Below are 24,611 nucleotides of genomic sequence, written 5' to 3'. Positions count from 1 at the left end.
AGACATTTAACCAAAGTCTATCCATGGACATGACACCTCTTGAGTCGATGACAAACAGAAACAGAGAGTAATAGAAGGCGAGTTAGATAGGCTTGATGATGGTAGGTATTTTTATGAAACTAAGAGATATAGCACTCAATTTGAAAAATATTTTATTGGATACCTAAGAGTTGAAATTTATTATACTATTGATGGCGTGGACTATGTTTCTACCTTTGGGACCTTCCAAGATAATGCCAATGAGGGCACAGACTTCTTTGATAACGAAACTTTAGAAAAACCAATCCCACCAGAAGAATAAGACAAGAAGATCTTCCCTTTGAGGAAGATTTTTTTATTGTAAATTTTTATTTTTATTAATATCAAATGGGGTAATAATAAAATAGGTGATATTATGAAAAGTAAAGTCGTGAAAGTTTTTAAAATTTTATTTATTATTTTAGCAATTTTATTTGTTCTTGCAATAATTTTATTTGCAGCAGCCCAAATTTATTTTTCACCAACTCCAGAGTCAAAGAGAAATAATTCTGTCCATGGTGTCAAGGTAAATGTTCAGGTGTCCAATGATGAGAGGAAAGCAATTATTAGGACCTTCGAGAAAGAGAAATTTGAAAATCTTTCTGAAAAAGAAATAATGAAATTAAGAGATACGATTGGTGGAAGGGTAGAAGGTGACATCCCTTGTATACATTTAAATGAAGACAATAAGATTTATTTTACTTTTGAAAGCGGAGGAGAAGTCTATCAGCCAGAAATTCCAAAGATTAAAATCTTTGCCTCTGCCTCTCATCATGATGACAAACAGAAACAGAGAGTAATAGAAGGCGAGTTAGATAGGCTTGATGATGGTAGGTATTTTTATGAAACTAAGAGATATAGCACTCAATTTGAAAAATATTTTATTGGATACCTAAGAGTTGAAATTTATTATACTATTGATGGCGTGGACTATGTTTCTACCTTTGGGACCTTCCAAGATAATGCCAATGAGGGCACAGACTTCTTTGATAACGAAACTTTAGAAAAACCAATCCCACCAGAAGAATAAGACAAGAAGATCTTCCCTTTGAGGAAGATTTTTTTATTGTAAATTTTTATTTTTATTAATATCAAATGGGGTAATAATAAAATAGGTGATATTATGAAAAGTAAAGTCGTGAAAGTTTTTAAAATTTTATTTATTATTTTAGCAATTTTATTTGTTCTTGCAATGATTTTATTTGCAGCAGCCCAAATTTATTTTTCACCAACTCCGGAGTCAAAGAGAAATAATTCTGTCCATGGGGTTAAGGTAAATATAAAGGTGTCTAATGACGAAAGAAAACCAATTGTAAGGACTTTTGAGAGAGAGAAATTTGAAAATTTTTCTGAAAAAGAAATAGTGAAATTAAGAGATACAATTGCTGGTAGGGTAGAAGGAGACATACCTTGTATACACTTAAGTGAAGATAATAAATTTTATGTAGAGTTCATAAATAAGGGAAAAGTTTATGAGCCAGAAATACCAAGAATAAAAATATTTGTCTATTCATCTCCTTTTGATGACAATCAAAAGCAAAGAGTTATAGAAGGCGAGTTAGATAGGCTTGACGATGGCAGGTATTATTTTGAAACTAAGAGATACAGCACTCAGTTTGAAAAATATTTTATGGAATATTTAAGGATTGAAATTTACTACACAATTGATGGGGTGGACTACCTTTCTACCTTTGGGACCGTTCAAAGTAATGCCGATGATGGGACTAACTTCTTTGACGATGAAAATTTAGAAAAGCCAATCCCACCAGAAGAATAAAAAAGGACAAAAAAAGACCTCAGCAGTGATGTTTAACCATCATAGCTGAGGAATTTTTCTTTTTTATAAAAATTTAAGTTTGTTATTATTTTAAGTCGAATAAAACTACTTTATTTGCAGCCAAGGATTTTTTTATGTCGATTATCCTTTGGTTGGATGAGCCGCGAAACCTGAGACTCAAATCCTTTAGGGCTTCTACAAATCTTCCGTCTACAAGGACGTCACATTCCTTTAAGAGGTTTTTTTTATCTTTGTCCCTTAAGATTTCTTCATAAGTATAACCAGAGAAGATCCAAATTTCCTTTTGGACTTCTTTTTTTATGTCACGAATAACTTTTAAGAGGTCCACTTCATTTTGAAAGGGCTCACCGCCTAGTAGCGTAAGCCCCTTTACTTCATCTAGTTTTAAATAGTCAACGACTTCTCTTGTTTCCTTGTCTGTCCAAGGTTCGCCAAAGTTAAAGTCTTGGTATTCTTTGTTAAAACAGTTGTGACAATTGTGAGTGCAACCTGTGACAAAAATTGTGGTCCTTATGCCAGGTCCATTTGCAACATCATATTTTCTTATTTGCGCATAATTCATTAGATGTGTAGCACCCTTGCGTTGATTTCTTTTGTACGGCCTTCGTTCCAGAAGTTTTCTCCAAGGTAGCCACAAGTTCTTCTTACAACGCTAAGAGTTGACCTATCAGTGTTGTGACATTGTGGACATTCCCACTGACCTTCATCGTTAAGTTTTATTTCTCCATCAAAGCCACATTCAGAGCAGTAGTCTGATTTTGTGTTGAACTCTGCGTATTGAATGTTGTCATAAATAAATCTTACTATTGTTTCAAGTGCCTCTAAGTTGTGACCCATGTTTGGTATTTCTACATAGGAGATGCAGCCGCCAGTTGACTTGTCTTGGAATTTTGCTTCAAAGGCAAATTTTTCGAAGACAGAAATTTTTTCACGAACATCAACATGGAAGGAGTTGATGTAGTAACCCTTGTCAGTTACATTTTCGATAATGCCAAATCTTTCCTTGTCAATGTTGGCAAATCTTTGTGTAAGTGACTCTGCAGGTGTTGCATAAAGTGTGAACTTAATTCCATATTCCGCAGTCCATTTTTTTACTGCATCGTTTAGGGCATCCATGATTCTCATGGCAAAGGCATAGCCCTTCTTGTCAGTGTGACTTACGCCCTTAGTTAATACAGTTGCTTCATATATTCCAATGTAGCCAAGGGAAACTGTGGAGTAACCATTTTCTAGTAGTGGTGCAATTGGCTCGTGTTTGCCAAGTCTTGCTATGGCACCATGTTGCCAGTGAATTGGAGATGAATCGCTAGATACTTTCTTTAAGTGTTCGTAGCGAAGAAGTCCAACTCTCTTTACTAAATCTAATCTCTTTTCTAAGATTTCAAAGAATTTTTCTTCGTCTCCACCAGCTAAGATTCCAATTTGAGGTAGGTTAATGGAACAAGCGCCCATGTTAAATCTTCCTTCAAACTTGTAGTTGCCCTTTTCGTCCTTGTATGGAGGAAGGAAGGCACGACAGCCCATTGGAGAGAATACATTGCCTTCGTAGTTGGCACGCATTTTCTTTGCAGAGATGTAGTCTGGGTACATTCTCTTTGCAGTACATCTAATGGCAAGGGAAGTCAAATAATAATATTTTGAATCCTTGTTGACGTTGTTTTCGTCAAGTACATAAATTAATTTAGGGAAGGCTGGAGTAACATATACACCGGCATCATTTTTTATGCCTTGAATTCTTTGCTTCAAAATTTCTTCGATAATCATGGCAACTTCGTCAACATATTGGTCATTGTCTTCAAGCCACATGAAAAGTGTAACGAAAGGTGCTTGACCATTGGAAGTCATGAGAGTGTTTATTTGATATTGAATAGTTTGAATTCCACTTTCAAGATCCTTTTTAGTCATTTTGTCTGCCATTTTTTCAGCAAGTTCTATGTCGCCTAGAGTATCTAGGGAAAGATTTAAATTCTTTTCATAGGATTTTCTTAAGTATTTGCCTAGACAAGATATGTTAATACTTTGTCCGCCGTATTGGTTTGATGCAATTTGTGCAATAATTTGTGTCATAACATTGCAGGCAACTTGGAAGGATTTTGGAGTTTCTATCATCTTTCCATTGACAACAGTTCCATTGTCAAGCATGTCCTTCATGTTGACTAGACAGCAGTTAAAAATAGGTTGGATAAAATAATCCATGTCGTGAATGTGAATGGCACCTGATTCATGTGCCTCAACTAAATCTGCAGGAATCATTTTTCTCTTGGCAATGTCTTTTGACACTTCGCCTGCTATTAAATCTCTTTGAGTAGAGGCGATGATGGCATTTTTATTTGAGTTTTCGTCCATTAAGTCTTCATTAGTTTCATTTAAAAGACCAAGTATGCCCTCATCAGTAGTATTTTGTTCACGCTTATATTGTTGAACAGCTTTGTAAGATTCGTAGGCTCTTGCAGTGGCAGGATTGTCATTTTGAATTAAGCGGTAATAAACTTCGCTTTCTATGTCGTAAATTGAAAGAGGAAGTTCCTTATTGTTTGCAAGGGCTTCAATTTCCTTTGCAATTTCTAGTGCCTGGTTTTCTACATATACACCAGAACTTGAGTGCATGGCTTTTTCTATGGCGATTACAATTTTATCTCGATTGAAATCAACTTTTTTGCCATTTCTCTTAATAACTTGTGGCATTTTACCCATCCTTTCTAATTAATATAATTATTTTCGATAGATATAATTATACTACATATAGTAGGGAAATTAAAGAATGAAAACAAGATATTGGGTTTTCCTTTAAATTTTACAAAAAGATAAATAATTCATATTTAAGCTATTTTTTTAATCCATTAGTAGTAATTAGGAAATATAAAATTAAAATTTTGCAAAAAAGAGTTCCTATTTGGGCAAAAGATTAATCTCTTATAAAAAAATTTTATTGCATATTTTTTTATAAATTCCACAAGAGTTTTATTCCTCTTTTCAAATTTACATTAGAGTTTTAAATGATAGAATATAAGTAAGAGAATAATTATAAGGAGTTAGATATGAAAAAAATTTTATTGTTATTGACTTTATTTTTATCAATTTTGCTGCCACAGGGAGCTTTTGCAATTTCAGCTTCTCCCAACAATGATTCTTACATGAAGATCATTGACCCCGATGGAGAGGAGAGAACACTACCCTTCTCAACTTACAACATCAATGACTACAATTACTTTAAGCTTCGAACACTGGCAAATTATATGAATAACACAGTGAAGAAGTTTGATGTGAAATACGATGAAAGTAAGGACGCAGTATTTATTAACACTGGAAAAAAATATGCTGATTTTGACGCTCTAGAAATGGTAAAGAAAATTTATGGAGACAAGGATGCCTATGAGACGAGGCAAAAGATTTTTGTAGACGGCAAGGAAATAAAAATAGGCGGATACAATATTGATGGAAATAATTATTTCAAGCTTCGCGACTTAGCCTCCGCCCTTGATTTTATGGTGGACTATGACAATAAGGACAAGTGTGTAATTATTAATCCACAGCTTTCTAGTAGCGAAAAGGTAAAAACTACAAGTGAAGAACTTCCAAAAACTGAAGAAAGTAAGGATCTTTCTGTAGAGATTTTAGGCTTGGAAAATTCTTTTTGCTACATTCCTGCTAGCGGAAGCCCAAGAAAGTTAAACCTTATGCCAGGCTATGTGGCAGAAATAAAAAATTCTAAAATTACTAGCTTTAAGGAATGTGGAGATTCCATTAACCTTGCAAAGGACACTGCTCTCATTTACATGAACTATAGTGTTTTAAAAAATAAAAGCCTTGGCATTGATGGCAATGATGTAAGCATGAGTCAGTCCTATTTAAATAATTGGTTTAAGAAAAATATTTTTATACCTTATGCAAGGGCAAAAAAATTAAGCGGCTTTAATAATGTTTACGAAATAAAATACATGGAGCTTGTTAATCTTGACAAAAAATACGAAAATGTATCTTATATTTTTAATGCCCCAATAGAAGAAAGATATGAAATAAACTATGGAAATAATTCTGATCTTGTAAATTTCACTGCAGATAAAAATCAAGTCTATAATCTTGCAAAAAAGGGGAAAAACATTGGATTCAATTGGTGGTATGCCACTTCTCCACAAAATTACAATGAAAAAATAGAGCACATGATAAATTATGCCCTAAGCGTACAAGGTTTCTCTTATGATCAATATGATTGTTCAGGCTTAGTTGGAGCTGCAGCTGATGTTGCTGGCTTTGATCTTGCGCCTGCCTACTCTTGGCTAATTGAAGGAAGCCCTGCTGTCAAAGAAATTCCAATGAAAGACTTGAGAAGAGGAGACCTTTTAAACAAGGCTGGCTCCCACATTATGATATACCTTGGCGACGGAAAGGTAGTTGAGTCTGTGCCACAAGCTGGCGTTCGTGTTGCTCCTCTTAGGAAGAGCGGCTACAAGGCACTTAGAATTTTAGATATATGAGAAAGAGGGGTCTCCCCTCTTTTTTTATGATAGAATAAAAGAAAAATTATTAATTACGAGGTTACTATGTTAAAAATATTTACTGATGTCTTGGATCCCTTCTTGTGGGGACTATTTCCCCTTCTTAGAAAATTTGAGAGAAAATATAAAAATTTCAGCTACGAATTTATCATGGGAGGACTAATTGGAAATTATGAAGAATTTCTACCTAAAAACTTTAGGGAGAAGAATTCCCTAGAGCTGGGCAATAAAATTTTGTACGACATGTATAGGGCGGCGGGGACTATTACAAAGATGCCAGGCTTTAAATCTGTGCCAGAACTTTTTACAGAAGACTACAAGTCCTCCTATCCACTAGATAAATATTTTCTAGCCTTTAAGGAAATTGACGAGGAAAATTCATCTGCCTACATGAAAAAAATTTTGGAAGAGGCAATAATTTTTGGGAAAAATATTTATGACTTAGATGTGGAAAGGGAAATTTTAAAAAGTTTTAAGGTGGACTTTGATGAATTTGTCTTTAATTATGAAAATAGCCAGGAAGTTTTTCTTGCCAACAGGATGGAAGCCTTTGACTACAGGATAAAAAAGCTGCCGGGATTTTTGATTACAGAAAATAATCGTGTCCTTCAAAATATTATGGACTTTGGAAGAATTGAGGAATTTTTCTTGGAAAATTTGGACCTAGAGGAGAGAGAGGAAAATTTATCAGAAGAAGAAAAAATTTTGGACTATATAAGGACCTACGACTTGGTCCTAAAAGATGAAATAAAAATAGTTTTTGGCGAGGAAAATAAATTAGAGGAACTAATAGAAAATAAAAAAGTTTTTGTCCACAAGACCAATGCTTTTGAAATTTTAAAATTAAAATAGAATTTTTAAAGGAGACGCCCCTTGGCTTGGATGTCTTTTTTTACAAGAGGGGTGTTATAATAAATTTATGAAAGACTTATACAATGTTTTTAAAAATTTAAAATTTTCAAAGGATAGGGAAATTGAAGAAAAAATTTATGAAGATGAGAGTCTAAAAATTATTAGGACTATGTCACTCAATCAGATCACAGGTTTTTATGACCAAGATGAGCTTGAAATTGTAATTCTCATTGGCGGCGTGGCTGAGATAGAATACGATGATGGAAGGATTATAAGTTTAGAAAAGGGAGACACGTTAGAGATAAGACCTCACCAAATTCACAGGGTAAGGAGTCAAGATAGAGCAGTATGGCTTTGCATTTTTAAAAAATAAATTTAAGAGAAAAGAAATAGGGAAGAGCAAAACTCTTCCCTAAAAATTTTTTTATAAAATTATTTGTTTCTCAAAAATTCGTCAATTGATTTTGCTGCATTTTTTCCTGCGCCCATGGCAAGGATTACTGTGGCAGAACCTGTTACTGCATCGCCGCCGGCAAAGATTTCTTGGCGAGATGTTTGTGATTCTTCATTTACAATTATGCCGCCCCATTTTGCTATGTCAAGATTTTTTGTTGTTGAAGAAATTAGTGGATTTGGATTTGTTCCAAGAGCCATGATAACTGTTTGGAATTCTTCTTCGTATTCGCTACCTTCAATTGGCACTGGTCTTCTTCTGCCAGATGAATCAGGTTCTCCAAGTTCATTTCTCACGCACTTAAGGGACTTAACCCAGCCCTCATCGTCGCCAAGGATTTCTACTGGGTTAGTTAGCATTTCAAACTTGATGCCTTCTTCTTTTGCGTGGTGAACTTCTTCAGCTCTTGCTGGTAGTTCCTTTTCAGTTCTTCTATAGACAATGGAGACATCGGCGCCAAGTCTCTTGGCAACTCTTGCAGCATCCATAGCCACATTACCGCCGCCAACTACGGCAACTTTTGCTCCAACATTAACCGGAGTGTCGTATTCCTCGTCAAAGGATCTCATTAAATTATTTCTTGTCAAAAATTCATTGGCAGAGTAAACTCCATTTAAGTTTTCTCCAGGTATATTCATAAATTTAGGAAGACCTGCGCCAGAGCCTATAAAGACTGCTTGGTAGCCTTCTTTTATTATGTCGTCAATAGTCATAGTTCTGCCAATGACAAAGTTGTTTTCGATTTTTACGCCGAGATTTTTAATATTTTCTACTTCGTATTCCACAACTTCATCGGGAAGTCTAAATTCTGGTATGCCGTAAATTAAAACTCCGCCAGATTGTTGAAGGGCTTCAAAAATTGTCACATCGTAGCCCATTTTTGCAAGTTCACCTGCACAAGTAAGTCCTGCAGGACCTGCACCAACAACGGCAACTTTTTTATTTACTTTTCTTATTTCGCCAACTTCTTTTATTTGGTGGCGTCTTGCATAATCTGCTGTAAATCTTTCAAGCTTTCCTATGGAAACAGAGTCGCCACGATTTACAAGGACGCATCTCTCTTCACATTGTGTTTCTTGTGGACAAACTCTTCCGCAAACTGCAGGTAGAGATGTGTAAAGGGAAAGAACCTTGTAGGCTTGTTTGAAGTTTCCGCTGGCAATTTCCTTTATAAAGCCAGGTATGTCAATGGAGACAGGGCAGCCACCAACGCAGCCAGGCTTTTTGCAGTTAAGACATCTGCTTGCTTCTTCCACAGCTTCTTCAGCTGTGTAGCCAAGACAAACTTCCTTAAAGTTTTTATTTCTCTCTTCAGGTGCTTGCTCAGCAATTGGCACGCGCTTAAATCTATCTTCAGCTTTTTTTATTACAAGTCCATCTTTTTCTTGATCATGAGGACCTTCTGCCAAGTGGTCAGAAACTGCAAGATCCATTGTGCAGTGGTGGTCGGCTATTGCATAAGTCTTCTTATTGCCTACATATTGTCTTTGCCTTTTCATTGCAGAATCAAAGTCAACTAGGTGGCCGTCAAATTCTGGTCCATCAACACAGGCAAATTTAGTTTTGCCGCCAATGCTTACACGACAAGCTCCACACATGCCAGTTCCATCAACCATTATTGGGTTAAGGGAAACTGTAGTTGGAAGATTGTATTTTTTTGTAGTTAAACAAACAAACTTCATCATAATCATAGGTCCAATGGAAACCACATGATCGTACTTTTTATTTTCATTTTCAATTAGATCTGCGATTTTATCAGTAACTAGGCCCTTAAAACCGTAAGAACCATCATCTGTTGCTATGTATAAATTGTCGCAGACAGATTTTAATTCATCTTCTAGGATTACAAATTCCTTGGACTTTGCTCCAATGATAATGTCGCAGTGAAGTCCATGGTCCTTAAAAAATTTTGCTTGAGGATAAACTGGTGCAGTTCCAACGCCGCCAGCAACGAATAGGTATTTTTTGTCCTTTAAAGAGTCAAGGTCCATCTGGCAAAAATCAGATGCGTGACCAAGAGGCCCAACAAAATCTTTAAAGCTTTCTCCTTCTTCAAAGGCTGCAATTTTTTTTGTAGATTCACCAGAAGCTTGTACAACTATTTGCACGCTGCCTCTTTCTACATTGTAATCAGAAATTGTGAGAGGAATTCTCTCGGAATATTTGTCTGCTATTAAAATAATAAATTGACCTGGCTTTGCAGAAGCTGCAATTTTAGGTGCATATATGTCAAATAAATAAATATTTGGCGCAAGTTCTTTTTTTCTTAATATTTTTGGCAAAATAATCACACTCCAAGGATATTATAGCATAAGGGCAAATTCAGAGGGGGAGAAATTTAAAATGCTGGGATAATTTATTTAAAAGCCTACTTTTTCCCAGCAAAAGAGAAAAAATATTTACTAAAGTAAAATTTTAAAGTATATTATATCTAAGGTGATTGAAATGAGAAAATTTTCAAAAGAAATAAAAAAAGTCGTGATAAAAGTTGGTTCTTCATCTATTACTCACGACAATGGAAAAATAAATTTACAAAAAATCGACGAGCTTTGCTTTGAAATTGCAAACTTAAAAAATAGGGGAATGGAAGTAATTTTAGTTTCTTCTGGTGCCATAGCAGCAGGTCGTGCTAAATTAAATCTACCTGAAAGACCAAAGGAAACTTCAGAAAAACAAGCGGCAGCAGCCGTTGGTCAAGTTGCCCTTACAAATATTTACGACAGGTCACTTATTTCCTATGGCTACAACTCTGCCCAAATACTTCTCACAAGGCAAATTGAAAAAGATGACGAGATGAGAGAAAATGCCAAGAACACCTTTGAAAAATTGCAGGGCATGAATGCCATTCCAATAATAAATGAAAACGACACAATTTCCACTTACGAAATAAAATTTGGCGACAACGACACACTTTCTGCAGTGATTGCCAGAATGGTTAAGGCAGATCTACTTATAATGCTTACAGACATTGAGGGGCTTTACACTGACGACCCTAGAAAAAATAAGGACGCCAAGATAATTCATCAGGTTGATGACATAAATAGTGTGGAAGGCATGGCAAAGGAAACTGAGTCCAAGGTTGGCACAGGTGGCATGCAGACGAAAATCAAGGCAGCTAAACTTGCCATAGAAAAAAACATTGAAGTTGTAATTGCCTCTGGCGAAAGCATGAAGACAATTAGAGATATAGTTAAAGGAGAAGAAATTGGAACCTATTTTAAGTGTTAAAGAGCTTGGGAAAATTGCAAAGGAAGCTTCCTACAAGTTAAAAAAATTAAATACAGCTGAAAAAAATAAGATGCTTGCCTCCATTAAGGAGTCACTCTTATCTGAAAGAAAAAAGATTTTAGATGCAAATGAAATTGACATAAAAAAGGGCAGAGAAAATAATATGCCTGAAGGCTTAATCGATAGACTGCTTTTAAATGAGGGAAGAATTGAAGCCATGGCAAAGTCCATTGATGAGGTCATAGACTTTAAGGACCCAGTGGGCAGGGTTTTGTCCATGGAAGAAAATTATGCAGGGCTTTTAATAGGAAAGAAAACTGTTCCCATGGGAGTCATTGCCATAATTTATGAGTCAAGACCAAATGTAACTCTTGATGCAGCGATTTTATCCCTAAAGGCATCTTCTGCCATAATTCTTCGCGGCGGCAAGGAATCTATAAATTCAAACATTGCCATAGCAGATGCCATTAGGCTGGGCATAAAAAATGCTGGCTACGACGAAAATTTTGTGCAAATTGTTAAGGACACTTCGAGAGAATCTTCCAAGGAACTTATGCAGCTTAAAGGCTACGTTGATTTGCTTTTACCAAGAGGTTCAGCATCACTTATTAATTCTGTTGTGGAAAATGCCAAGGTGCCTGTAATTGAAACTGGAGTGGGCAATTGCCACATCTATGTTGACCAAGATGCGGACATAGAAAATGCCATAAAGATTATTGAAAATGCAAAGACTCAAAGAATTGGCGTCTGCAATGCCATGGAATCTCTTGTGGTAAATGAAAATATAGAAGACAAGTTTTATGACTTGTTAAATGAAGTCGTAGAAAAATATAATATTAAGGTTCACGCTGACGAAAAATCTCTTCCTAAATTTAAAAATGCAGTTCCTGCCACAGAAGATGACTTTGGTCGTGAGTACCTTGACTACGAATTTTCTGTCAAGACTGTAAAAGATGTTGACCAGGCAATAGACCACATCACAAGATATTCTACGGGGCACTCTGAAGCAATCCTAACAAAATCCTATGAGAGAGCCATGAAATTTTTAGAGGGCGTTGACTCAGCCTGCGTTTATGTAAATGCCTCCACGAGATTTACAGACGGTGGAGAATTTGGCAAGGGTGCAGAGCTTGGCATCTCAACGCAAAAGCTTCACGCAAGGGGACCAGTGGGCTTAGATGAACTTGTAAGCTACAAGTATATAATTTTTGGTCACGGCGAATTTAGAAAATAAAATTTAAAAAAGACTAAAATAAATATTAATTGAAAGCATAATAGAGTAGATTTTTTCTCATCTACTCTATTTTTTATGGGGTGAAAAAATTTGCCATGGCTCACAAAAACACGAAGAATTTTATTAATTTTAAGCCAATGAAAATTTTTTAAGAAAAATTTACAAACTTTCACCATTCTTTCACACTGTGTAAAATATTTTACATGAAATTTACAATAGCCATCTTTCAAATTTACAAAGGCTTTTTATAATGGCCTTGAAATTAAAAATCATATTTGAAAGGAAGATAATAATGGAAATTAAAAAAATTGGTAAGGTTGGTATGATTCTTGCACTTGCAGCATCTCTAGTTGCTTGTGGAGGAAACAAAAAGGAAGAGGCAGCAGCAAATGCTCCAAAAGAAAACGCAGCAAAACAAGAAGAAAAGGGATCTAACGCAGCTGATCTTGGAACTATTAATGTTATTTCAAGAGAACAAGGTTCAGGTACAAGATCTGCCTTCACTGAACTTACTGGCGTTCTTACAAAAGACGGCGGCAAAGAAGTTGACAACACTTATGCTGAAGCAGCAGTTCAATCTTCTACTGATGCAGTTCTTACAACTGTTGAAAAGGACAAGGCATCTATTGGATATATCTCTCTAGGATCTTTAAACGAAACTGTTAAGGCTGTAAAAGTTGAAGGCGTTGAAGCTACTCCTGAAAACATCAAATCTGGCGACTACAAACTTGCAAGACCATTTAATGTAGCTTACAAGGCTGACGTTGATGCAAAGGCTAAGGACTTAATCACATTTATAATGTCTGACGAAGGACAAAAAATTTGTGGAGAAGAAGGTTATGTTGGAGATGCAACTGGTGCTAAATACGAAGCAATTGACAATGATGCACACATCACAATTGCTGGTTCAACTTCAGTTTCTCCTCTAATGGAAAAACTTGCTGAAGCTTACAAGGCTAAAAACCCTAAGGTTCAAATCGACATCCAATCTAACGGTTCTTCTGCTGGTATGACTGCAGCTATGGAAGGAACAGCACAGCTTGGTATGGCATCAAGAGAACTTAAGGACGAAGAAAAGAAAGCTCTTGAATTCACAGTAATCGCAAGAGATGGTATTGCAGTAATCGTAAATAATGAAAATGGCTGCGAAAATTTAACAATGGACCAACTTCAACAAATCTTTACTGGTAAATTAACTGACTGGGCAGAAGCTAGCAAATAATAGTAAATAGGTATAAGGAATGAACAAAATGGAAGATACTAATAAAAAAGTACTCCATAAAGAAAACCAAAGAAAAGCATTTACTAAGGAAGAAGTATTTAAATATTTCTTCCTAATTTGCTCTATACTATCAATTTTCTTCTTGTTATTGATATGTATATTTATCTTCAAAGACTCCTTTGGTTTTATTGGTAAAATTGGAGTAAAAAACTTTGTCCTTAATGACAGCTGGGCACCTATGAATGTGCCAGCCTCTTATGGAATCCTACCAATGATAATTGGCTCTATCTTAATAACTGCAATGTCATGTATTGCAGCAGTGCCAGTTTCTGTAATGGTAGCTTGTTATTTGGCCTTTGATTGTCCAAAAAACATTTATAGAATTTTAAAACCTGCCCTAAATCTTATGACAGGCATACCTTCAATTGTATATGGCTTCTTTGCCTTAACAGTTATTGTGCCAATTAACAGAGCCCTTTTTGGAGGCACAGGTATGAATATGCTATCTGCATCAATATTACTTCTTATAATGGTTTTGCCAACAATAATTTCTATGGCAGAAGCATCTCTTAGAACTGTTCCACAGTCTTTTTACCAAGGATCACTTTCTCTTGGTGCAACTCACGATGAAACAATTACAAGAGTAATGGTGCCGGCTGCAAAGTCTGGTATTTTTGCTGGAATAATTTTAGGAGTTGGTCGTGCAATTGGCGAAACAATGGCAGTAATATTAGTTGCAGGAAATCAAACGAGACTTACCCTTAATCCTTTAAAGGGAATTAGAACTATGACTACAAATATTGTTCTTGAAATGGCTTATGCAGCTGGAGAGCACAGACAAGCTCTTATAGCAACTGCAGCAGTCCTATTTATTTTCATTCTTCTAATTAATATTGGATTTTTTATAGTAAAGAGTAGGAGCGAAAACCATGGTTAAATATATTACAATAGGCGTTTTATTATTTTTTGTCGCTCTAGTACTGGGACTTCGCTTTATAAAGGGCCTATCCTTTTATAGAATTACAACTAGACTTTTTTCAGCTATGACCTTTGCAGTCCTTGTATTTATTGTAGCTTTTGTAGTTTTTAAGGGAGCCTTATCCTTTAGACCAGACATGCTTTCCCTACACTACACAACAGAAAATGTGTCCATGGGACCTGCAATAATTACAACCCTTCTTACGGTTGTTCTTGCAATTTTATTTGCATCACCAATAGGGATCTTCACTGCTATATTCTTAGTTGAATATACAGATGTAGAGAATAAACTTGTAAAGGCCATAAGACTTGCAACAGAAACCCTTGCCGGCATTCCATCCATTGTCTATGGACTATTTGGTATGTTATTCTTTGGCTTAAAGCTAAAGATGGGCTTCTCAGTAATATCTGGTGTTTTAACTGTATCCATTATGATTCTTCCAATTATAATGAGGGCAACAGAAGAAGCCTTAAAGGCAGTTCACCCATCAATAAGACAAGGTTCCTTTGCCCTGGGAGCAGGCAAGCTTAGAACAATTTTTAAGGTTGTACTTCCAGTTGCCATTCCAGGAATTTTATCAGGAATAATTTTATCAGTTGGTCGTGTAGTTGGAGAAACAGCTGCTTTAATGTACACCTTGGGAACAGCAACTTCCCTTCCAGCGTCACTTAAATCATCATCAAGGACACTTGCCCTACACATGTATGTACTATCATCTGAAGGTAAACATGTTGGCGAAGCTTATGCAACAGGCATGGTGCTTTTGATACTTGTCCTCTTGATCAACTGGTCATCAACTAAACTTGCAGACAAACTTAAGGAGGTAGAATAATGCAATCTAAGATGAATGTCAAAGATCTTGATTTATACTATGGAGATTTTCATGCACTTCACAATATTAATTTAGACATTAGGGAAAATGAAATTCTTTCTTTTATTGGACCTTCTGGTTGTGGTAAGTCAACCTTTCTAAAATGTTTAAATAGAATGAACGACCTAGTAGTAGGTTGTAGAATAGAAGGAGAAATAACTCTTGACGGCGAAGATATTTACGCCAAGAATTATGATGTAAATAAACTTAGAAAAAGAGTGGGAATGGTATTTCAACAACCAAATCCTTTCCCAATGAGTATTTATGAAAATATAGCCTATGGTCCAAAGACTCACGGCATAAAAAATAAGGCTGAGCTTGATGAAATTGTTGAGTCATCACTTAAGCAAGCTGCCATCTGGGACGAAGTAAAGGACGATTTAAAAAAATCTGCCCTTTCAATATCAGGTGGACAACAACAAAGACTTTGTATAGCAAGAGCTATTGCAGTAAATCCTGAAGTAATTTTAATGGACGAACCTACATCTGCTCTTGACCCAATTTCTACAGGAAAGATTGAAGACCTTGCACAAGAACTAAAGGAACAATACACAATTGTAATTGTTACTCACAATATGCAACAAGCCTCAAGAATTTCTGACAAAACTGCCTTCTTCCTTCACGGAGTAATTGTTGAATACGGAAACACAGTGGACATATTTACAAATCCAAGGGAAGAAAAGACAGAATTATATGTAACAGGAAGGTTCGGCTAATGAGAAAGAAATTTGATGAAGAATTAAGACATTTAAATAATTTACTTTTAGAGATGGCTATGCTAAATGAAACTTCAATTAAAAAGGCTATATCTCTATTAGATGAAAAAGACGAAAAAATTGCTGAAGAAGTTTCAGATTATGAAGAAAGGACAGATGTCTACGAAGGCATTATCCAAAAGCAATGTTTAAAAATTTTCGTTGAGCAACAACCAGCAGCAGGAGATTTAAGAAGAGTGTCCTCTGCACTTAAGATGATCACTGACATGGAAAGAATTGGCGACAACGCAAGAGACATAGCAGATATTTGTATGATATTACCTGATGACTACGACACTTCTAGATTTCCTCTCATAAAACAAATGGCAGAAGCCACAATTCTTCTCTTAAACAAGTCAATTGACTCCTTTGTAAATTTAGACATGGACTCTGCAGAAAAAATTGATGACGATGATGATGTAATAGATAATTATTTTGTGATGATAAGAGACCAATTAATTGATATAATTAAATCAGATTTTGATCCTGCAGCTGCCATTGATTTTATCATGATTGCAAAATATTTGGAGAGAATTGCAGATCACGCTGTTAATATTGCAAAGTGGGTAATGTTTTCTATAGAAGGATGATTTAATGCTAATTTATGTAGTAGAAGATGACACATCGATTTTAAAATTAATTGAATATTCGCTGAGGAGCAAGGGCTACCAGGTCCATTGCTTTGAAAATGGCAAGGACTTTTTTGATAAGCTAAGCGAAAAAAAACCAGACATTGTCCTCCTTGACATAATGCTTCCAGACATTGATGGAACAGAAATTTTGAATAAGCTAAAGGAAAAGGAAGACACAAAAAATATTTGGGTCATGATGATTACAGCCAAGACTTCTGAGTATGATATAATCTCTGCCCTAGATGGCGGCGCCGACGATTATATCAAAAAACCCTTCTCTGTAATGGAACTTTTGTCAAGAGTTGGTGCCATAGCAAGGCGTGCAAGCACAAGTGAAAAGGACAGAAATATTTTAGAGTTTGGCGGCATTGTCATGAACAATTTAAAGAGAATTGTAACAATTGATGGCGAAGAAGTGGACTTTACCTTTAAAGAATATGAGCTTTTAAAATATTTAATTTTAAATAAGGAGATAGTCATCTCTCGTGAAAAACTCCTAACTTACATTTGGGGTTACGATTATGAAGGCGAAACAAGAACTGTGGACATGCACATAAAACTTCTTCGCGACAAATTAAAGGACAAGAGAAATTATATAAAGACAATAAGAGGCGTGGGCTATATGCTTTCAGAGAAGGATTGATATGAAAAGAAGATTTTTTAGATACCTCATGGGCATATCCCTTCTCACACTTTTTCTTTCGACTATTGCCTCCATGTTCATCTATTACTCTGTCTATGTGGACAGATCCAACAAAGACCTTTCAAATATAGTCATCGCTATGGGCGAAACTTTAAACAAAATAGATGATGACGAAAATTATTTAGATGATGTGGCAAGAAAGAAGAGGGACTTTAGGATTACTCTCATAAAAGAAGATGGCGATGTAGTTTACGATTCATCTCAAGATGCAAAGTTTCTCCCTACTCACAAGGATAGACCTGAAGTCATAAAGGCACAAAAAAATGGCTTTGCAAAAATTGAAAGATATTCCAACACCCTATCCAAGGACCTTTACTATGTAAGCTTAAGGCTTGAGGATGGAAAGGTACTTAGGGTTTCAAGGGAGATGGACAACCTCCTTGGCGCCTTCAGAAAAGTTTTTCCCATAGACATTTTAATGTCGCTACTTGTCTTTGCCATAGCCACAGTAGTTTCAAGAAGACTTACTAAAAAGACCTTTGAACCTTTAAACAATTTAAAGGAAGATTTACTTACTATTGACACAGATATGTTTCCAGAAATCAGTCCCTTTATCAACAAGATAAATAAGCAAAACAAGACCATAAAGGAAAATTATAGAGAGATCAGTAGAGAAAGGGATACTATTGAGACAATTTTGAAAAATATGAAAGAGTCACTAATAATAATTGATGAAAATAAAAATTTGCTCTCTGTAAACAACTCTGCAAGGGAACTTTTTAACTCCAAGAGAGATCTAATTGGAGAAAATATTTTAAACTTAATAAGAGACGAAGATCTTTTAAAATTAATTGACGATGCCCTTATGGGTTCTTCTGTGGAATCTATTACAAATATTGGGGACAGAGAATTTAAATTTTATGTAAATCCAGTTTTCGAGGACAAAAAAGTTAGAGGCGTAGTAATATTATTTATAGACGAAACTGAAGAAATAAGAGCTCTAAGACTTCGTGAAGAATTTTCTTCCAATGTGAGCCACGAATTAAAGACACCTCTTACATCAATTTGTGGTTTCTCAGAACTTCTTGTCAATGGAATGGTTGACGATGACAACAAGGAAGAATTTTATAAACTTATTTATGATGATTCCAAGAGGCTCTTAAACCTAATCGAAGACATTATGAAAATATCTGGTCTTGAAAGTGAAGAGACCTTCTCTCGTGAAGAAATAAAATTAAATGAACTAATAAGGGACATTTTAAGGGCACAGAGAAATCTAATTGACGAAAAAAATATTGATGTCAGCCTAGATGGCCATGGACTTGTATATGAAAATAAGACCATGATGTGGGAGCTTTTTGCCAACATCATAAACAATGGCTTAAAGTACAACAAGGACGGCGGCAAGCTAGACATAAAAATATCTGAAGACGAAAAAAACTACGAAGTTTCAATTGTTGACACAGGCATAGGCATTCCATCAAAGGACCTCGCAAGGATTTTCGAAAGATTTTATAGGGTAGACAAGTCAAGGTCAAGAAAAATTGGCGGCACAGGACTTGGACTTTCAATAGTAAAGCATGTTCTTCAGTCCATTGATGGAAAGCTTGAAATTTCATCAGAGCTTGGCATGGGAACGAGCTTCAAAGTAATTTTAAGAAAAGACAGAAGTGAAATAAATTAAAAATATAAAGTGAAAATATAAAATAAAAAGACAAAAAAGAAAGGTAAAATATAATTAAAAATAATTTGCTCTTGCATTTTAATAACTCCTTAAAGACTGGCTCCTTGAGTCAGTTTTTTTCTCGGAATTTTAAAAATATTATGATTTTGACAGTAATATATTTAATTATTAATGGCAGTAAATGATAATATTATTGTAAATAATGGCAGTAAATGATAATATTATTGTAAATATAGGAGGTTATGAAATGAAGAAAAAATTAATTAATTTAGGATTAGGTTTTGTGGCAGGAGCTCTTGGTGGAAAAATTCTTTCATCACAAGCTGCAAAAAAACTTGCTGTATCTACAGTGACACAAGGTCTTAAAATAAAAGAAGGCTTAGACAAGGGCATGGAAAATTTAAAAGTTTCCACTGAAGACATTGTGGCTGAAGCTAAGGTAAAAAAAGCTGAAGATGAGAGAAAAGAAGCTGAAAGAAAGGCTGGGCTAGACCTTGAAAAAGTTGCAGAAGAAAGCCAAGATCTTTCAGAAGAAGTAGAAGTAAAAGTAGAAGACTAATATGAAAGCAAGTATTGCCAGTAGAACTCTTGGCAGGAGTCGCTTTATATATAGGGATTTGCTTAGGGACTGCTATGTAAATAAATTAAAATACAAAATTGAAGAAATACCTGGCGTGAAGTCTTGTAAGATTTCTCCTCTTGCAAATTCAATTGTAGTAAATTATGAAGAGGAATACTTGCCAAGGATTGCAAAATTTATTTTAGACTTTGACTTAGAAGATTTAAGAGATTTTGAAATTGATGATGTAGACTTTGTTCCTCAAGAGGAGAGAGAACTTTTTCACATTTTTCGCGACGCAATTTATAGGAGGATTTTTTTCGCCCATATTTTGCCTATGCCACTAAGGCCAATTGGCGTTGTAATAAAGTCACTTCCATACCTTGTGGCTGGACTAAAAAGTCTTAGAGAGAGAAAATTAAAGGTTGAAGTCTTAGATGCAGCTGCAATTGGAATTTCTATCTTAGATGGAGAATTTGGCGATGCAGGTAATATTATCTTCCTACTTGGACTTGGCGAAGAGTTGGAAGACTATACCCTAAAAAAATCAAAGGAAGACCTAGCACAATCCCTTAAACTTAATGTTGACCAAGTTTTTGTTCTTGAAGGCGACAAGAAGTATCTTAAAAAATTAGAAGACCTTGAACTTGATGAAGTTGTAGAAGTTAACATGGGCTCAACAATACCTGTTGACGGCGAAATAGTTAAGGGCTTTGGAATGGTAAATGAAGCCTCCCTTACTGGCGAGTCCCTCCCTGTGAAAAAAACTGAAGGCGGAACTGTCTTTGCAGGCACAGTTTTAGAAGAGGGAGCCATCCTAGTTAAGACTACAAAGAAATATGACGACTCCAGAATAAATCACATAATAGAATTAATTGGCGAGAGCGAAAAAAATAAATCACTTGCAGAGAAAAAGGCAGAGTCAATGGCTGACTCCATAGTAAAATATTCCTTCTTGGGAGCAGGTATAACTTATCTCTTGACTAGGGATTTCATCAAGGCAAAATCCTTTTTGATGGTGGATTTTTCCTGCGCACTTAAACTTACAATGCCAATTGCAACTATGAAGGCAATATCTTCTGCATCTGAAAGAAAAATTCTCGTAAAGGGCGGAAGGTATTTGGAAAAACTTGCCCAAGCAGATTCAATAATTTTCGACAAGACGGGAACTCTCACAAAGTCAGAGCCAAAAGTTGAAAAAGTTATAGCCTTCTATGACAATGACGAAGATGAATGTTTGAGGATTGCAGCTTGTCTGGAAGAGCACTTCCCACATTCAATAGCCAATGCCGTTGTAAAGGCTGCCCATGAGAAGAATCTAAACCACGAAGAAATGCACTCAGAGCCAGAGTACATTGTTGCTCATGGTATAAAATCAAAAATCGGCGATAAAGTTGCCCTAATTGGTTCAGCCCACTTCATCTTAGAAGATGAGAAAATAAAAATTGACGAGGACCAAAAAAATAAAATTGACAAATTAAAGGAAGATTACTCACTTTTATATCTTGCCTTTGACGAAAAATTAATTGCAGTAATTTGCATTGACGACCCTCTTAGAGAAGACGCAAAATACACAATTGACTCCTTGAGAGAGCTTGGTTTCAGGAAAATTTCCATGCTAACTGGCGACGCAGAAAATTCTGCGAGGGCAGTGGCAGAAAAACTTGACCTAGACTATTATAAAGCACAAGTTTTACCTGAAGACAAAAAAGATTATGTAGACAGGGAAAAGGCAGAGGGCAGAACAGTTGTCATGATTGGCGACGGAATCAACGACTCTATTGCACTTTCATCAGCAGATGTGGGCATATCCATGCATGAAGGAGCCGACATTGCCAAGGAAATTGCAGACATATCAATAAAGTCCGACTCCCTAAAGGAACTTATTGATGTAATAAAAATTGCAAAAGAATTGGATAAGAGGATTCATAAAAACTACAGACACATAATTTCCTTTAACAGTGCCCTTATTGCTTTTGGAGTAACAGGACATCTAACAAATACAAATTCAGCCTTCCTCCACAACGCATCAACAGTTGCCATTGCAGGAAGAAATATGAGAGACTATAGAGTATAAAATTAAAAAAATTTTCATAAACTGACCCCAAAAGTTGGATCAAAAAACCAACTACTTGAGGTCAGTTTTTAAATGTGAAAAATCATTTCATAAAAGGAATAAAACAAAAGCCTATAAGATAAAAGAAAAACCTTTGCATTTTCTAAATCTATAGGTATAATGAAAATACCAATAAAAATCTATTAAAATCTATTAAAAAACACAAAAATTATCATACCTAGCAAATAAAAATTTTATTTGTATATCAAGAAAAATTTTTGCAGACTTTTTCCCTATAAATTTTTAAAGTGAGAAAAAATCACTTCTAAATTCGAAAGAGTAAAAAGTTACAGAAGAAAAGAAAAAGTCCTTTTCAAAGCAAATAATTGATAAAGGAGTGATAATAAAATGTATCTACTTAAAAAGAAAATAGCTACGAAGTTTTGGATAATATTACTTGCCTTAACAATCTTAATATCTGCATTTACTATGCCTGTTTTTGCAGCTGGTCAGTCAAATAAACAAGTGCCAGCTCCAAAGCAAGAAGAAACATTAAAGAGTGCACCTATAAGCCTTAAGGAAATTGAGGAACCCATACCTAATCCCCAATACCAATATTATCTAAATCACAAAGAGGAATTTACTTATGGCTACATACCACCAAAGTATATCTTTCCTCAAGAAAAGACAAGAAGCCGTAGGACTAGATCGTCAAGCCCAGTTGCGAACATCAGAAAATATGATTCCAGAAGTAGTGATACGAGTTTAAACCACTTTGGCAGAAGTGTCGTAAGTCCACGAAAAGATCAATTTTACACAGGCACCTGTTGGGCTCATGCTGATCTTGCAGTAGTAGAATCACTATTAAAAATAAAATATAACCAAGACTATGACTTATCAGAAGGTCACATGGCATATAATATTGATAACAATACAGATCTTCAATCTGGTGGAAACGAAAACGATGTATTAGCTTATTGTGCAAGACTTGCTGGTCCTGTACTAGAATCCAATTTCCCGGCATACACAATTGATGAAAATAATCCAAAAGACAAAACATATAAGGAATTTGACCCATCAAGAGCTGAACTATTGCCAGCTAGTGAAGGAGATACTTTTAAAATATTGGGTGATGCCTTTAATAAAAAGCTAGATGTTTTTGTTACAAAGACCTTGGAATTAGACTTAACTCTTGAAAATTTAAAGAAATGTATATATGAGAATGGATCAGTTTCAGGAACCTATTTAATAGCTTATGACGGATATAGTAAGGATGTTTTAGGCGATAAATTTTGGGATAAGTTATCTGTTCTTAATAATGGAGTTCGTTATCACTATGTGAGAAATTTTAAAAATTCAAATTATCTGAAGTATAATCATGCAGTGGCATTAATAGGCTGGGACGATGATAAAGAAATCACCAATAAATTAGGAGAAACAGCAACAGGGGCTTTCTTGGTTAAAAATTCAATTCCTGCGCCACCTTTTAATCGCTATGACGATGCTAGAGGTTATCATTGGGTTTCCTATGAATCTTTTTTAGGTAATGGAAAAATCATTCCAAGTTGGAATATTTTTATTACACCGCGAGATGCTAGTCTTATGAGCCAAGATGAGCGAAAAAATTTAAAGAATGTATATAATACTGGGAAAACAGATTATCCACGAGAAGCAAATATAAAAGGAAACTTAAATAAGGCTATAAATATTTATGAAAGAGAAACAACTGAACCAGAAACTATCAAGTACTTAACTTATTATAATGTTTCAGATAGACCAGCCTCATATAAAATATATATAACTGAAGATACAGACATTTTGAAAGGACACAAAACCACTTTCGCAAATGGGACTCAAGGAGAAATACTTGAAGATATCCAAAGTGATAAGTGGGTAGCCTTGGCTAGTGGGACTTTTACAGAAAAGGGATACAATACATTAGAAGTAACGAAACCATTTACTTTAACTAAGGACAAATTTGCCCTAAAGATAGAGATAGAATCAAAAAAATTAGGACTTGCCTATAAAAGTTGGAGTGAAGGTGAAAAAGTACCTGCCATTTCATATAGATACAATGATGAAAATGCAGACCCATTTTACGAAAAAATTCGAGATTCATACTGCCTTTTCCTTGGAACTGTAACAGTTAAAGCTAATGAATACACAGTAACTGTAAATAATGATGGAAATGGAGCAGCAACAGCAGACCTAACCAAAGGACCAAAAGGAACAAAAATAACCTTAAAAGCAGAGCCAAACCCAGGCTATGAATTTGACAAGTGGGAAGTAGAAGGAGCAAGAGCAGCAGACCAAAAAGCTCCCGAAACAACCCTTACTATAGGAGAAGGAAATGCAAGTGCAAAAGCAATCTTCAAAGAAATAGCACCTATAGAATACACAGTAAGTTTTGAAACAGCCTATGGAACAAAGCCAGATGACCAAAAAATAGAAGAAAATGGAACAGCAAAAGAGCCAATAGGATTTACAAAGGATATAACAAAATTTATTGATAGTGAAACAGGAAAAATATTTGTATTTAAAGGTTGGTATGAAGACACAGAAGAATATAATTTCGAAACAAAAATAAAAGGTGATAAAACTTTAACAGCAAAATATCAAGAAAAAGAAGATTTATCACAAGCAAAAGATGCAGCAAAAACAGAAATAGACAAACTACCAAACCTAAGCGAAGAAGAAAAAGACACATACAAAGGTAAAGTAGACGAAGCAACAGACAAAGCTGGAGTAGATCAAGCTGTAACCGATGCAAAAGCAAAAGATGCAGAAAATAAAGCAGCAAAAGACACTCAAGAACTTAAGGACGCAAAAGACGCAGCAAAAAAAGAAATAGACAAGCTACCAAACCTAAGCGAAGAAGAAAAAGACACATACAAAGGTAAAGTAGACGAAGCAACAGACAAAGCTGGAGTAGATCAAGCTGTAGAAGAAGCAGAAGAAAAGGACACAGCGAATAAAGCAGCAAAAGATGCTCAAGAACTTAAGGAAGCAAAAGACGCAGCAAAAAAAGAAATAGGCAAGCTACCAAACCTAAGTGAAGACGAAAAGACAGATGCAAAAGGTAAAGTAGACGAAGCAACAGACAAAGCTGGAGTAGATCAAGCTGTAACCG

The 24,611-nt window shown here is 35.3% G+C and carries 20 protein-coding genes; 17 read left to right on the top strand and 3 right to left on the bottom strand.

The annotated features are described in order from the left end of the window. Positions 1-394: 394 nt before the first annotated feature. Entirely contained in the window at positions 395-1,048 is a 654-nt protein-coding gene (locus tag Q0U74_RS05885; protein WP_297393256.1) for a hypothetical protein, read from the top strand. A gap of 93 nt (positions 1,049-1,141) precedes the next feature. After that, a complete protein-coding gene (locus Q0U74_RS05880) occupies positions 1,142-1,795 on the top strand; it encodes a hypothetical protein (protein ID WP_297393255.1) in 654 nt (217 codons plus the stop codon). An 85-nt stretch (positions 1,796-1,880) separates the two neighbouring features. Here the strand turns inward: Q0U74_RS05880 and nrdG are convergent, their stop codons facing one another. Next, positions 1,881-2,378, bottom strand: a complete 498-nt coding sequence (nrdG, locus tag Q0U74_RS05875) for an anaerobic ribonucleoside-triphosphate reductase activating protein (protein WP_297393254.1) — start codon at positions 2,376-2,378, stop codon at positions 1,881-1,883. Continuing rightward, positions 2,378-4,501: an anaerobic ribonucleoside-triphosphate reductase gene (gene nrdD, locus Q0U74_RS05870; RefSeq protein WP_297393253.1), complete on the bottom strand. Its 2,124-nt coding sequence runs from the start codon at positions 4,499-4,501 to the stop codon at positions 2,378-2,380. Before nrdD ends, nrdG begins: the two co-directional genes overlap by 1 nt. 353 nt (positions 4,502-4,854) lie before the next feature. Between nrdD and Q0U74_RS05865 the strand changes: the two genes are divergently transcribed. The 3 genes from Q0U74_RS05865 to Q0U74_RS05855 all read left to right on the top strand — a co-directional run bounded on the left by Q0U74_RS05865 (position 4,855) and on the right by Q0U74_RS05855 (position 7,537). Then, a complete protein-coding gene (locus tag Q0U74_RS05865) occupies positions 4,855-6,291 on the top strand; it encodes an NlpC/P60 family protein (RefSeq protein ID WP_297393250.1) in 1,437 nt (478 codons plus the stop codon). 66 nt (positions 6,292-6,357) lie between these two features. Continuing rightward, a complete protein-coding gene (locus Q0U74_RS05860; protein WP_297393249.1) occupies positions 6,358-7,164 on the top strand; it encodes a disulfide bond formation protein DsbA in 807 nt (268 codons plus the stop codon). Positions 7,165-7,231: 67 nt separating this feature from the next. Beyond that, a complete protein-coding gene (locus tag Q0U74_RS05855; RefSeq protein ID WP_297393248.1) occupies positions 7,232-7,537 on the top strand; it encodes a cupin domain-containing protein in 306 nt (101 codons plus the stop codon). Positions 7,538-7,596: 59 nt separating this feature from the next. On the opposite strand, the gene Q0U74_RS05850 is transcribed toward Q0U74_RS05855, so the two are convergent. Beyond that, positions 7,597-9,900, bottom strand: a complete 2,304-nt coding sequence (locus Q0U74_RS05850) for a bifunctional dihydroorotate dehydrogenase B NAD binding subunit/NADPH-dependent glutamate synthase (protein WP_297393245.1) — start codon at positions 9,898-9,900, stop codon at positions 7,597-7,599. A gap of 163 nt (positions 9,901-10,063) precedes the next feature. Here Q0U74_RS05850 and proB point away from each other — a divergent pair, with 163 nt between their 5' ends. The 12 genes from proB to Q0U74_RS05790 form a co-directional block, all read left to right on the top strand. After that, entirely contained in the window at positions 10,064-10,846 is a 783-nt protein-coding gene (gene proB, locus Q0U74_RS05845) for a glutamate 5-kinase (RefSeq protein ID WP_297393242.1), read from the top strand. Continuing rightward, a complete protein-coding gene (locus Q0U74_RS05840; protein WP_297393239.1) occupies positions 10,824-12,080 on the top strand; it encodes a glutamate-5-semialdehyde dehydrogenase in 1,257 nt (418 codons plus the stop codon). The genes proB and Q0U74_RS05840 overlap by 23 nt, the downstream gene beginning before the upstream one ends. Positions 12,081-12,372: 292 nt before the next feature. After that, on the top strand, positions 12,373-13,302 hold the full coding sequence (locus Q0U74_RS05835; RefSeq protein WP_297393237.1) for a substrate-binding domain-containing protein: 930 nt from the start codon (positions 12,373-12,375) through the stop codon (positions 13,300-13,302). 28 nt (positions 13,303-13,330) lie between these two features. Further along, positions 13,331-14,239 carry a phosphate ABC transporter permease subunit PstC gene (pstC, locus tag Q0U74_RS05830; protein ID WP_297393257.1) on the top strand — a complete coding sequence of 303 codons (909 nt, stop codon included), beginning with the start codon at positions 13,331-13,333 and terminating at the stop codon, positions 14,237-14,239. Then, the gene (gene pstA / locus Q0U74_RS05825; protein ID WP_297393235.1) at positions 14,232-15,113 is read left to right on the top strand and encodes a phosphate ABC transporter permease PstA; all 882 of its coding nucleotides are present in this window, start codon (positions 14,232-14,234) and stop codon (positions 15,111-15,113) included. The genes pstC and pstA overlap by 8 nt, the downstream gene beginning before the upstream one ends. Beyond that, positions 15,113-15,868: a phosphate ABC transporter ATP-binding protein PstB gene (gene pstB, locus Q0U74_RS05820; protein WP_297393233.1), complete on the top strand. Its 756-nt coding sequence runs from the start codon at positions 15,113-15,115 to the stop codon at positions 15,866-15,868. Before pstA ends, pstB begins: the two co-directional genes overlap by 1 nt. Then, positions 15,868-16,497, top strand: a complete 630-nt coding sequence (phoU, locus tag Q0U74_RS05815) for a phosphate signaling complex protein PhoU (RefSeq protein WP_297393230.1) — start codon at positions 15,868-15,870, stop codon at positions 16,495-16,497. Before pstB ends, phoU begins: the two co-directional genes overlap by 1 nt. A 4-nt stretch (positions 16,498-16,501) precedes the next feature. Beyond that, positions 16,502-17,182 (top strand): response regulator transcription factor, encoded by a 681-nt coding sequence (locus tag Q0U74_RS05810; RefSeq protein ID WP_297393228.1) that lies wholly within the window; start codon positions 16,502-16,504, stop codon positions 17,180-17,182. 1 nt (position 17,183) lies between these two features. Next, positions 17,184-18,866, top strand: coding sequence for an ATP-binding protein (locus tag Q0U74_RS05805; protein ID WP_297393226.1), 1,683 nt, complete (start codon positions 17,184-17,186; stop codon positions 18,864-18,866). 247 nt (positions 18,867-19,113) lie between these two features. Beyond that, complete coding sequence (locus tag Q0U74_RS05800) at positions 19,114-19,425, top strand: DUF6110 family protein (protein WP_297393224.1); 312 nt, start codon at positions 19,114-19,116, stop codon at positions 19,423-19,425. A 1-nt stretch (position 19,426) separates the two neighbouring features. Further along, positions 19,427-21,502: a heavy metal translocating P-type ATPase gene (locus tag Q0U74_RS05795; RefSeq protein WP_297393222.1), complete on the top strand. Its 2,076-nt coding sequence runs from the start codon at positions 19,427-19,429 to the stop codon at positions 21,500-21,502. 468 nt (positions 21,503-21,970) lie between these two features. After that, positions 21,971-24,611, top strand: a 2,641-nt coding sequence (locus Q0U74_RS05790) for a C1 family peptidase (protein WP_297393220.1), incomplete at its 3' end; no start/stop codon positions are given.

The sequence above is a fragment of the uncultured Peptoniphilus sp. genome (genome assembly GCF_946998875.1).
Lineage (GTDB): Bacteria > Bacillota > Clostridia > Tissierellales > Peptoniphilaceae > Peptoniphilus_A.
Note: the sequence above shows the minus strand (reverse complement) of the source record. Positions and strands in the feature narration are given on the sequence as shown.